This is a genomic window from Paracraurococcus lichenis (assembly GCF_030657435.1).
In the GTDB taxonomy this organism is placed as follows: Bacteria; Pseudomonadota; Alphaproteobacteria; order Acetobacterales; family Acetobacteraceae; genus Paracraurococcus; species Paracraurococcus lichenis.
In genome coordinates, this window is record NZ_JAUTWS010000037.1 from 51,285 (window position 1) to 63,024 (window position 11,740).

9 protein-coding genes are annotated in these 11,740 nt (G+C 70.3%); 7 read left to right on the forward strand and 2 right to left on the reverse strand.

The genetic code is table 11. The features are described 5' to 3' along the window. Positions 1-85 precede the first annotated feature (85 nt). From Q7A36_RS26705 to Q7A36_RS26715, 3 genes are all read left to right on the forward strand, one after another. Entirely contained in the window at positions 86-508 is a 423-nt protein-coding gene (locus Q7A36_RS26705) for a cupin domain-containing protein (protein WP_305106817.1), read from the forward strand. Between the two features lie 85 nt (positions 509-593). Beyond that, the gene (locus Q7A36_RS26710; RefSeq protein WP_305106818.1) at positions 594-1,811 is read left to right on the forward strand and encodes an ABC transporter substrate-binding protein; all 1,218 of its coding nucleotides are present in this window, start codon (positions 594-596) and stop codon (positions 1,809-1,811) included. Between the two features lie 173 nt (positions 1,812-1,984). Beyond that, on the forward strand, positions 1,985-3,505 hold the full coding sequence (locus Q7A36_RS26715; protein ID WP_305106819.1) for an amidohydrolase family protein: 1,521 nt from the start codon (positions 1,985-1,987) through the stop codon (positions 3,503-3,505). A 55-nt stretch (positions 3,506-3,560) separates the two neighbouring features. On the opposite strand, the gene Q7A36_RS26720 is transcribed toward Q7A36_RS26715, so the two are convergent. Then, the gene (locus Q7A36_RS26720) at positions 3,561-4,910 is read right to left on the reverse strand and encodes an ABC transporter substrate-binding protein (RefSeq protein ID WP_305106820.1); all 1,350 of its coding nucleotides are present in this window, start codon (positions 4,908-4,910) and stop codon (positions 3,561-3,563) included. 90 nt (positions 4,911-5,000) lie between these two features. Next, positions 5,001-6,173 carry a M20 aminoacylase family protein gene (locus Q7A36_RS26725; RefSeq protein WP_305106821.1) on the reverse strand — a complete coding sequence of 391 codons (1,173 nt, stop codon included), beginning with the start codon at positions 6,171-6,173 and terminating at the stop codon, positions 5,001-5,003. A gap of 225 nt (positions 6,174-6,398) precedes the next feature. On the opposite strand from Q7A36_RS26725, the gene Q7A36_RS26730 reads away from it, so the two are divergent. The 4 genes from Q7A36_RS26730 (at position 6,399) to Q7A36_RS26745 (ending at position 11,396) form a co-directional block, all read left to right on the forward strand. Further along, positions 6,399-7,328, forward strand: coding sequence for a class I SAM-dependent methyltransferase (locus Q7A36_RS26730; RefSeq protein WP_305106822.1), 930 nt, complete (start codon positions 6,399-6,401; stop codon positions 7,326-7,328). Between the two features lie 797 nt (positions 7,329-8,125). Further along, on the forward strand, positions 8,126-8,431 hold the full coding sequence (locus tag Q7A36_RS26735) for a FeoA family protein (RefSeq protein WP_305106823.1): 306 nt from the start codon (positions 8,126-8,128) through the stop codon (positions 8,429-8,431). Positions 8,432-8,441: 10 nt separating this feature from the next. Next, complete coding sequence (gene feoB, locus Q7A36_RS26740; protein WP_305106824.1) at positions 8,442-10,349, forward strand: ferrous iron transporter B; 1,908 nt, start codon at positions 8,442-8,444, stop codon at positions 10,347-10,349. Between the two features lie 315 nt (positions 10,350-10,664). After that, positions 10,665-11,396: a YdcF family protein gene (locus Q7A36_RS26745; RefSeq protein WP_305106825.1), complete on the forward strand. Its 732-nt coding sequence runs from the start codon at positions 10,665-10,667 to the stop codon at positions 11,394-11,396. The last annotated feature ends 344 nt before the right edge of the window (positions 11,397-11,740 follow it).

Here is an 11,740-nt window from a genome sequence, read left to right on the forward strand (position 1 = left end):
GGCGGCGATTCCCCCTTGCCGCCCACCGGTCCGCGGGGTGTAGCCTGCCCGGTACGGTGCGCAGACACCGCGAGGAGGACGGACCATGGATGGCAGCACCGCAGGCGGCACGCGCCCGGCATTCCAGCTCAAGATCGCCAAGAAGTCGGAGACGCCGCTGGTCGGCGGCCGGCGGCGCTTCTTCCGCTACCGCGACCTCGGCGTCGCCGACGCCACCGGCGGCGTCATGCGCGCGCAGGTGATGGAGGCGATCACCGGCATGACCGAGCCGACAGGCTGGCATGTCCATCACTGCCAGGCGCAGTTCATCTACGTGCTCAAGGGCTGGGTCGAGCTGGAATTCGAGGACGGCTCGCGCCACCGGATGGAGGCGGGCGATGCCGGCCTGATCCCGGGCGAGATGAAGCACAACGAGATCGGCACCTCGGACGACGTCGAGATCCTCGAGCTCTCGATCCCGGGGCCCATGGGCACGACGCCCTGCGAGGCGCCCGCCGGCATGGGCTGAGCCGCGCGACAGAGATGGGCCGGGCGCGCGGCGACGGCGGCCGCCGCGCCCCCGGCATGCCGCGCCGCCGGGGGAAACGACACCAATGAACCTCGACCGACGCGCGCTGCTGCTGGGCGGCGCGGCTCTCGGCGCATGGCCGCGCTCGGGCCGGGCGCAGGCGCAGCAGACCATCAGGCTCGGCATCATCTCCGACATGGGCGGGCCCTTCGCCGACCTCTCCGGCCAGAATTCCGTGCTGGCGGTGCGGCAGGCGATCCTGGATGCGGCGCCGCTGGGGCTCAAGGTCGAGCTGGTCGCGGCCGACCACCAGAACAAGCCGGACATCGCCACCAACATCGCGCGGAGCTGGTTCGACCGCGACGGCGTCGATGCACTGATCGATGTCCCCGCCTCCTCCGCCGCGCTCGCGGTGAACGGCGTGGTGCGCGAGAAGAACAAGGTCTTCCTGGCGAGCGCGCCGGGCACGGCGGAACTGACCGGCCCGCAATGCAGCCCGAACACGGTGCAGTGGACCTACGACACCTGGATGCTGGCCAATTCCACCGCGCGGGCGCTGACGCGCGAGGGCGGCGACAGCTGGTTCTTCGTCACCGCCGACTATGCCTTCGGCCATTCGATGGAGGTCGAGGGCGGCAGGATCATCGCGGCCGAGGGCGGCAAGGTGGTCGGCAATGCCCGCTTCCCCTTCCCCGGCACGACGGATTTCTCCGCCTACCTGCTGCGGGCGCAGGCGAGCCGCGCCAAGGTCGTCGGCATCGCCGCCGGCGGTGCCGACCTGGTGAACTGCGTGAAGCAGGCAACCGAGTTCGGCCTGCAGAAGCGCGGGCAGAAGCTGGCGGCGCTGATCCTCTTCATCTCAGAGGTCCACTCCATGGGCCTCGAGACCGCGAAGGGGCTGGTCTGCTCGGAGAGCTTCTACTGGGACGCCAATGACCGCACGCGGGCGCTGACGGCGCGGCTGAAGCGGAATTTCGGCGCGCCGCCGCCGACCATGGTGCAGGCCGGCTGCTATGCCGCGACCCTGCACTACCTGAAGGCCGTCGCCGAGATGGGCGTCGCGGAAGCGAAGCGGAGCGGCGCCGCGGCGGTCGCGCGCATGAAGGCGATGCCCTGCGACGATGACGCCTTCGGCCCGGGCAGCATCCGCGCCGACGGGCGCAAGATCCACCCGGCCTATCTGCTGGAGGTGAAGTCGCCGGCCGAGAGCAAGGGACCCTGGGACTACTACAAGGTGCTGGCGACGGTGCCGGGCGAGCAGGCTTTCCGGCCGATGGCGGAGGGCGGCTGCCCGCTGGTGTAGCGTGCTTTTGCGCTGACGCGACTCCGCGCTTGTCGCGCCGCCGGCAGGGAGCGCAGGATCGCCGCATCCGGGGCGAAAGGGTTGCAGGGCCGCGGAAACTCCGCCCCGGCCTTCGTGGGACGCGCCGCCGAACATCGCCTGCCCGTCCCCGCAAGCTGGGGGAGGAAAGAGCCATGGGCAGCTTCCTGAGCGACCGCGAGCTTGCCGGCCTCGCGCCGGCCGAGCGCGCGGCCTTCCATTCGCCGGTGCCGACGCAGGTGGTCTCGAACGGCGAGTTCAACCCGCTGCCGCAGACGCCGGCACAGCGGGCGGTGGAGGCGCGGATCGGCGAGATCGCCGAGCAGCAGGGACGGCGGCTCGGGCTGGACCGCCGCGCCTTCCTGCGCACCGGCAGCGGCATGGCCGCGGCCTTCCTGGCGATGAACGAGGTCTTCGGCCCGGTCTTCGAGGTGGGCAAGGCCGAGGCGGCGGAGCCCGAGGCGGCGGCGGCGCGGAGCGCGGCGCTGCGCGGCCAGTTCATCTTCGACGACCAATTGCATTTCGTGCGCGACGACTACCCGTTCGAGGGGCTCACCGGCCTCGCCCGCTATGCCGCGGAGCACTGGAACCCGGCCATGCAGAAGGACGGGGTCGGGCTCGGCCTCGCGCGCTACAAGTTCGAGAACTTCCTCAAGGAGGTCTATCTCGACAGCGACACGCGCATCGGCCTGCTGAGCGGCGCGCCCTTCGACGAGCCGAAGAACTGGTTCCTGACCAACGACCAGATCAAACAGGCCGCGGAGACCGTGAACGGCATCGCCGGGACGCGGCGGCTGCTCTTCCACTCCCTCGTCACGCCGAAGCAGCAGGGCTGGATGGAGGAGGTGGACCGCGTCATCGCGGAGGTGAAGCCGACCTCCTGGAAGGGCTATACCATTGGCGACCCGCTCTCGCCGCAGACCACGCGCTGGCCCTGGCGGCTGGACGACGAGGCGCTGATGTACCCCTTCTACGAGAAGGCGGTGAAGGCGGGCATCACCACCATCTGCATCCACAAGGGGCTGCTGCCGCAGGACTACGAGACCTCGATCCCCGGCGGCGCCTGGCGCTACGCCAATGTCGACGACGTGCCGAAGGCGGCGAAGGACTGGCCGCAGATCAGCTTCGTCATCTACCACGCCGCGCTGCGCGCCTTCCTCGAGGATCCGGCGCAGGAACTCGCGCGCTTCGAGCGCGATGGCTATATCCGCTGGGTCTCGGACCTCGCCGAGATCCCGCGCCGGCACGGCATCAGCAACGTCTATGCCGATCTCGGCACCTGCTTCGCCATCTCGGCGGTGAGCAGCCCGCGCTTCTGCGCCGCCATGATGGGCACGCTGATCAAGGGGCTGGGCGCGGACCACGTCTTCTGGGGCACGGACTCCGTCTGGTACGGCTCGCCGCAATGGCAGATCGAGGCGCTGCGCCGGCTCGAGATCCCCGAGGACATGCAGCGCAGGCACGGTTTCGCGCCGCTCGGTCCGGCGGAGGGGCCGGTGAAGGCGGCGATCCTCGGTGGCAATGCGGCGCGGCACTACGGGCTGGAGGAGAAGCACGGCACGCTCGACCCGGACGCGCTCGACCGCGACGGCATCGGCCGGATCAAGGCGGCCTATCTCGGCGGCGGCTCGGACCGCAGCCTGGCCGCCTATGGCTATGTGGTGCCGCGCGGCTGATCCGCGGCGCGAGGGGAGGGGGCGGCCCGGGTGCGGCGCCGCCCGTCCCGCCGGCTCAGCCCTTGGCGAAGTTCCTGAGTTCGCCCTCGGCCCAGGCCAGGGCCTGGTCGGTGCTCTGCCCGCCTTCGGCGATGCGCGCGATCAGCTTGGTGTTGATCGCCTGCACATAGGCCTGCACCGCGATTTCTGCCGGCGCCGGGGCGAAGGCGACCGTCAGGCTGCCCTTCTGGTGCGGCTTGTCCGGGTAGTTGTAGGCGAAGCCGGTCGGCGGGCCTTCCGTCTCCCACACCCTGAAGTCGGACATGCTCTGGAAGGGCGGGATGTCGTAGCCGTTCGTCGTCGTCGCCTGCCGCTCCGCGCTGCTGCGGTCGGAGAGGAATTCCAGCAGCGACTTCGCCGCGGTCTTCTGGCGGGAGAAGCTCCAGATCCCCCAGAAATAGGGCAGGTAGGGGGTGAAGCGGCCGACGGGCCCGGCGGGGAAGGGCGCGTACCAGCATTTCTCGGCGACCTGCGGCGCATCGCGCTTGGCCACCGCCCAGGCCGAGGGCGGGTTGAAGGCGAGCGCGGTCTTGCCCGCGATCAGCGCCCGGTTGTTGGAGGCATCGTCCCAGGCCCAGACGTCGCGCGGCAGGAACTTCGTCAGCCGGAGCGTGTAGTCGACCGCCTGGCGCAGCTTCGCATTGCCGCGGACGGTGACGCGCCCCTCGTCGTCCATCATGCTGGCGCCGAAGCTGCGGAACATGGCGCCGACCCAGTCCACCGCGTCGGAGTACTGGCCCATCGGCAGGGCGAAGGGATAGCCGGCATTGGCGCATTTCTCGGCCGCGACCAGGAAGGTGTCCCAGTTCCAGGTCTCGGCGCCCGGCCCCTGCTCCGGCCGCGCCGGCCACATGGCGCGGATGTCGATGCCGGCATGCTGCTCGAACAGGTCGTAGCGGATGCAGGGCGGCTTGGTCTGGGTGCCGGCGATGGCGGGCACGGCGCGCCAGGCGCCCTCGCGCTTCGCCAGGTATTCCGCGGCCGGGACGATGGCGCCGTATTTCTTCTGCAGCCGCGCGACCACGTCGTCCACCGGCTCGAGCAGCCGCGCATGCTCGCCGGGCGACCAGGTCGGCATGGCGATGATGTCGTGCCCGCTGCGCGACTGCGCCTGCGAGGCGATGGTCAGCAGGATCTGGTTGCCGGCGGAGACGAGGCGGTCGATCCGCACCTCCATGCGGTTCTTCGCGCCCCATTCCTCGCAGAGTTCGCGGATGATGTCGTTGCCCGCGGGCACCCAGTGCTCCCAGAAGCCGCAGCGCAGCACGCCCGCCGTCCCCTGAGCATGCACGTGCACCACCGGCAGCGCGGCACCCGCCACGCCCAGCCGCAGCGCCGCGCGCCGCGTCATCCCGTAACGTGTCATGAACCATCCTCCCGCGGGCGGCTTGCTGCCGCCTGGCGGGCGGAGCCTAGCGCAGCGCCGAGCGCGCCCGCGAGGAATTCCCGCATCGGGTCAAGGCGCGGGGGGCAGTTCCCGCTCCACCACCGCGGCGAGGATGCCGGCGCCGTAGGGAATCGCCGCATCGTTGAAATCGTAGCTCGGGTTGTGCACCTCGCAGCTTCCCTCGCCGCTGCCGTTGCCCACCAGGATATAGGCGCCCGGCCGCTCCGCCAGCATGTAGGAGAAATCCTCCGATCCCATGGCGGCGAGGCGGTTGCGATCGACATGCGGCTCGCCCACCAGTGCCGCGGCGGCATCGGCGATCAGCGCCGTCTGTTCCGCGCCGTTCACCACCGGCACGGTGATCTCGCGGAAGTCGAGTTCCGCCGTCGCGCCGAAGCCGGTGGCGATGCTCTGCGCCAGGCTCCGCATCCGCTCCTCCAGCAGCCGCATCGTCTCGACGCGGAAGGCGCGCACCGTGCCGCGCAGCGCGACGCGTTCCGGGATCACGTTGTAGGCGGTGCCGGCCGTGAAGCCGGTGACGCTGACGACGGCGGTGTCGTTGGGCGCGACGTTGCGGGCGACGATGCTCTGCCAGGCATTGACCACCTGGGCGCCGCAGACCACGGGATCGACCACGGATTCCGGTCGCGCGCCATGGCCGCCCTTGCCGTGGATATGCAGGTCGAAGAAGGCGCAGCCCGCCATCATCGGGCCCGTGCGGATGGCATAATGGCCGACCGGCAGGCCGGGCCGGTTGTGCAGGCCGTAGACGGCGTCGCAGGGGAAGCGCTCGAATAACCCGTCCTCGATCATCGCCTGCGCGCCGCCCTGGCCTTCCTCGGCGGGCTGGAAGATGAAGTGGACGATGCCGTCGAAGTGCTTCGTCTCGGCGAGGTAGCGGGCGGCGCCGAGCAGCATGGTGGTGTGCCCGTCATGGCCGCAGCCATGCATCTTTCCCGGCACGGTGGAGCGATGGGCGAAGCCGTTGGCCTCCGGCATGTCGAGGGCATCCATGTCGGCGCGCAGGCCGATGGCGCGGTTGCCGCGCCCGCTGCGCAGCACGCCGACCACGCCGGTGCGGCCGATGTTGCGGTGCACCTCGATGCCCATGGCCTCCAGCCGCTCGGCGACCAGGGCGCTGGTCCGGTGCTCCTCGAAGCCGGTCTCGGGATGGGCGTGGAAGTCGCGGCGCCAGTCGGTGAGCTGGTCGTGGAAGCCGCGGATATGCTCGATCGGGTTCACTGCTCTCTCCTGCCGGCGGCAGGCGCCGCGGCACGGGTCATTGACGGGTAAGGGAGGTAGGGTGGACAGGCCCCGGTGCAGGGTAAGGGGCCGGCCTGGCCGGACGCAATTCGGCGGGCGCGCGACCGCGTTGCCAGCGCGGCCGGACGCGGATTCCCGCATCCGGGCGTTTCCGGCCGGTGACGCCTGCTCTATGCCTGAGGCAAAGGACAGATCGGCCCGCGAATGATGGAACAGCGCACGGAGGAAGCGGCCCGGCCGCAGCGCGTGGTGCCGGCCCCGCCCGGCCTCTCCCGGGGGGCGCCGGTCCCCTGGTGGATCAAGCTCGGCCTGAAGCTCGGCCTGGCGGCGGTCGGCCTGCATGGCGGACGGGCGCGCGCGCTCGGCATCGCCAGGCCGTCCTATGACGCGACCGACCCGGGCAAGCTGGTCGGCGCGCCGCGGCACTGGATGGACCGGGCGGAGGCGCTGATCGGCCGGCGGCCGCGCGCGGTGCTCGAAATCGGGCCCGGCGGCATGGTGGTGCGCGCGCCGGTCATGGCCGGCCTCGGCGCCCGCCGGATCTGGTATGCCGATACGGCGGACAGCGCCCCGAAGGCGGTCGGCCCCTATCTGGCGGCGGCGCGGTTGGCAGGGGCGGAGGGATTGCCGGTGCCTGACCTGCGCGGCTGCAGCGACCGCGGGGCGGCGCTGGCGCGCTGCGGCGCCAACCTGGTGATCGGCGGGCCGGCGGCGCTGGCCGCCATCCCGGACGGCAGCATCGACCTGGTGGTGAGCGAGGCGGTGCTCGAGCATGTCCGGCGGGAGGACCTGGCGCCGCTGCTGCAGCAATTGCGGCGGGTGACGGCGCCGGACGGCGTCGGGCTGCACTTCATCGACTTCCAGGACCATCTGGGCGGCGGGCTGCAGCACCTGCGGTTCAGCGACGTCTTCTGGGCCAGCCCGTTGGTCGGGCGGGCGGGGGTCTATGTGAACCGGTTCGGCCTCTCGACCATGGTGGGCCGCTTCCGGCGCGCCGGCTTCGAGGTGACGGTGGCCGAAGCGATGATGTGGGAGCGGCGGCCGGCGGGCCCGGCCAAGCCGCATCCGGAGGCGATGCGGCCGGCGGCCGACGACCTGGTGGCGCGGGCGGCGCTCGAGGTCAGGCCGGGGTGACGAGGGCGCCGATCCCGGCCGGCATGGTCGTGACCTTGCCGGTGCAACGGGGCATTGAAAGCCGAACCCAAGCTGGAAGGCTGCGGTCATCGCCCGAATTCTTCGTGCCGGAGGTGCGGCGGGCCTCGGTGGTTGCGGCGCTGATGATCTTATGAGGGCTTATGCAAAACGTTGCGTGTAAGGCCCGGTTTCATCCCGGATGGTCGACGCGTGGCCGTGATTGGCGACACTGGAATGAATGGCACGCTCGGTGCCCGTTTTCGAAGGGGTGACAGGGCTGACGTGAGCGGCTGATCTGGCCCTTCGGGCGCCGTTGCAGGTGGTCTCCCGGCTGGAGACCGCCCGGTGGACGCCTCCGGCCAGGCGCTGACGGATGAGCAGTTCCGGCTGCTCGGGCCGCTGATCCCGCCCGTCAGGCCCGACGGGCGGCGGCTGCGCGCCGCGGCCGTGCATCTGTCGCCTGATCAGTATGAGGATGATCCGAGGACTTCGCCGGCAGTCCTCATTGCGCCATCGTCTCGCTGGCCAGCGTGGTGGCTCCTCAATCCGGGTTCAGGTCTCGAAACCCCAACCCTGCCAGGGAGATCCGCGGTGGCGGCCGCGCGGGGCTCTCGCGCCCGGTCCCTTCTGCATCACCACGGACACGACCTTCCGTTCCGTTACGGTCGCCTCGATATCGACGTCAGCAGGACCCCGAACGCGGCCGCGCCGAGCGAAGGCAGGGAAGGGCCCTGCCGGCTTGCAATCGCGAGCCATTCGCATTTAGGTGTCCTCCTGCAAGGCGAGGTGCTTGCCGGATGGCCGATGCCACTGGGCTCTCCAACGACGCTGCTGACGGCTTGCTGCCGGCTCGGTGCCTCGGCGACGCCCCGGTCGGGTTCCGCGGCACCATCCGTGGCCTTCGCGTGCCCGCCGACGCCGTCCTGCCGGCGGCGGAGCTCGAGCGCCGGCTGATCGAGCTTGGGTTCATCGAGGGGGCGCAGGTCGAGATCCTGCATCAGGGCCTGATCGGCCGCGATCCGATCGCGATCCGCGTTGATGGCGCGACCATGGCCCTGCGCCGGAGAGAGGCCGCGGCGATCCTGGTGGAGCCGCAGGATTGAGAGCGCCGCAATGAACCAGATCGCCCAGATCCAGCGGCCCTTCCGCGTCGCGCTCGTCGGCAATCCGAATTCCGGCAAGACGGCCCTCTTCAACGCCCTCACCGGCAGCCGCCAGCACGTGGCGAACTATCCCGGCGTGACGGTCGAGAGGAAGGAAGGCAAGCTCGCCACGCCCTCCGGCCTGCCGGTGCGGCTGCTCGACCTGCCCGGCACCTATTCGCTGCGCGCCCGCAGCCCGGACGAGGTGGTGACGCGCGACACGGTCCTCGGCCGCCAGGCGGGCGAGACGGCGCCGGACCTGCTGGTCTGCGTGCTCGATGCCACCAACCTGCGGCTCTCACTGCGGCTGGTGCTGGAGCTGAAGCGCACCGGGCGGCCGCTGCTGCTCGTGCTCAACATGTTCGACATCGCCCGGCACCGTGGCATCGAGATCGACCTGCAGGCGCTCTCGCAGGCGCTCGGCCTGCCGGTCGTCACCTCGGTCGCGGTGCGGCGCGGCGGCACGGAAGCGCTCCTGGCGGGGCTCGACAGGCTCGCCGATGCGGAGGCGCCGGCGGCGGCTGACGCCTGGTCGCCGCCCAATGCCGCGGAACTCCGCGCCCTGCAGCGGGAGGCCGACCGCCTCGTCGCGGCCGTCGTGCGGACGCCGCGGCGCCCGGATACCCTGACCCGGCGGCTCGATGCCGTGCTGCTGCACCCTGTCGCCGGGCTGCTGATCCTGCTGCTGGTGCTCTTCCTGATGTTCCAGGCGGTGTTCAGTTGGGCGCAGCCGGCGATGGACCTCATCGAGGCCGCCTTCGAGGCGCTGGGCGCGGCGACGGGGGCCTTGCTGCCCGAGAGCGGCGCCCTCGGCCTGCTGCGCAGCTTCCTGCAGGACGGGCTGATCTCCGGCGTCGGCAGCGTGCTGGTCTTCCTGCCGCAGATCCTCATCCTCTTCCTCTTCATCCTCCTGCTGGAGGATTTCGGCTACATGGCGCGGGCCGCCTTCCTGATGGACCGCATCATGGGCGGCGCCGGCCTGCATGGCCGCGCCTTCATCCCGCTGCTCTCGAGCTTCGCCTGCGCCATCCCCGGCATCATGGCGACGCGCGTCATCGACAGCCGGCGGGACCGGCTGGCGACGATCCTGGTCGCGCCGCTGATGACCTGCTCGGCCCGCATTCCGGTCTATACGCTGATCATCGGCGCCTTCATCCCGAACCGGCCGGTCGGCGGCGGCGCGCTCGGATGGATCGGGCTGCAGGGGCTCGTCATGTTCGGCCTCTATGCCCTCGGCATCGCCAGCGCCCTCGGCATGTCCTTCGCGTTTCGCCGGCTGCTCTGGCGGCGGACCCCGACCGAGCCCTTCATGCTGGAACTGCCGGACTACAAGCTGCCGCGGCTGCGCAACATCGGCCTCGGCCTGTGGCAGCGGGCGCGGGCCTTCCTGCGCCGCGCCGGGACGATCATCCTCGGCATGATGGTGGTGGTCTGGTTCCTCTCCTCGGTGCCGCCGGCGCCGGACGGCGCGACGGAACCGGCCATCGACTACAGCTTCGCCGCCATGATCGGGAAGGCGGTGGAGCCGGTGCTCGCGCCGGTCGGGTTCAACTGGCAGATCAGCATGGCGCTGATCCCCGGCATGGCGGCACGGGAGGTGGCGGTCGCCTCGCTCGGCACAGTCTATGCGGTCGGCGATGCGGAGCGCTCGCCGGCGCAACTCGGGCAGGCCCTGGCGGCGCATTGGAGCCTGGCGACGGCGCTGGCCCTGCTCGCCTGGTACGTCTTCGCGCCGCAATGCGTGGCGACGCTCGGCGTGATCCGCCGCGAGACGAACAGCCGACGATGGATGTGGCTGACCTTCGGCTACATGCTCCTGCTCGCCTATGTCGCGGCCTTCATCACCTTCCAGGGGGCGCGCCTGCTGGGCATGGCCTGAGCGAGGGCGACCGGATCGGCGGTCGTCATGATAGGCGCATTGCGAAAGTCTGCTTGGTCAGGCCGCCGCAAACTTCGCGGCGCCCCATCCCTGACCCCGATCATGGGGCGGATCACACCGGCCCCGGAGAGAACCATGACCCCGCCAGCCGTCAGCCCCCACTTCGGCGCTTGACCTGGATGATCCGATTGGCGAACGGATGATGAGCCCGGCCGGCATGGCGCCTCCGCAGGGACAGGGAGAGCGCCTGCACCCCAGTGGCGGACATCACCGGCCCTGCACCCGTCGGATCGCTGGAAGGGAGCCGTCATGTCATTGCAGGGAGTCCTGACCAGCCTTTTCCTGCCGCCGCTGCTCCTGGCCCTGGTGTGCCTCGGTGCGGGTTTGCTCGCCTGGCAAGGGCGGCGCGGTGCGGGGGCGCTCGCCGCGCTCGCCGCGTTCGGACTGCTCCTGCTGGCGACGCCTTTCGCTGCCGGTCATCTGACCGCGCCGCTGGAGGCCCGGGCGTCGGCGGCCCCGGCTCCGATGGCACCTCCAGGGGCCATTGTCGTGCTGGGTGGGGAAATGGCTTACGGCGCGGCGGGGCCGGAGGTCGGACCGCTGACGCTGGAGCGGTTGCGGGCCGCAGCGGCCCTGCACCGGCGCACCGGGCTGCCGCTGCTGGTGACGGGGGGGCCGCTCTCGGCCGGGGCGCCGCCCATTGCCGTGTTGATGGCGGCGAGCCTCGCGGCCGATTTCGGTACGCCGGTCCGCTGGGTTGAGCCGAGGGCACGCGATACGCGGGAGAATGCCCTCTTCGCCGCTGCGATGCTGCGGGCTGAGCGGATCGATGCGGCGCTGGTGGTCAGCCATGCCTGGCATCTTCCGCGGGCGCTGGCGGCATTCGAACGAGCCGGGTTCATGGTCGGTCCGGCGCCCGTGCGCATCGGCCGGCGCCCGGCCGGCGTCATGTCCGATTGGGTGCCGCGCCCGGACCATCTGGCGCGGAGCTGGTTCGCGATCCGCGAATGGGCGGGACTTCTCGTCTACCGTCTACGCGACGGGTGAATAACGTAATGTATTTGCAATAGAATTCCTTGAGACATGCCACGAAGTCGAATTTATATTACGACTCATCACAAAATCTGATCCTAAAACAGTATTGCAGATTGTACAATTTATCTGAAGTCACTTCTGCCTTATCGCGTTCTTTTTCCGGGCTCGGCCGAGTTGCAGCGCGAATTGTCACTTGACCGTGTAAAAACAATGTTTTTTACGAAATTAAGCTGATCTTGCAGCCAGACCCCCAACTGTTGCAGGTACGAATCAGATGGAACAGACGACCAAGATCAACCGATCCGGCTTGGCCAATAGCCACTCGGATGGATTGGCCGACGAGGATATTCCCCACC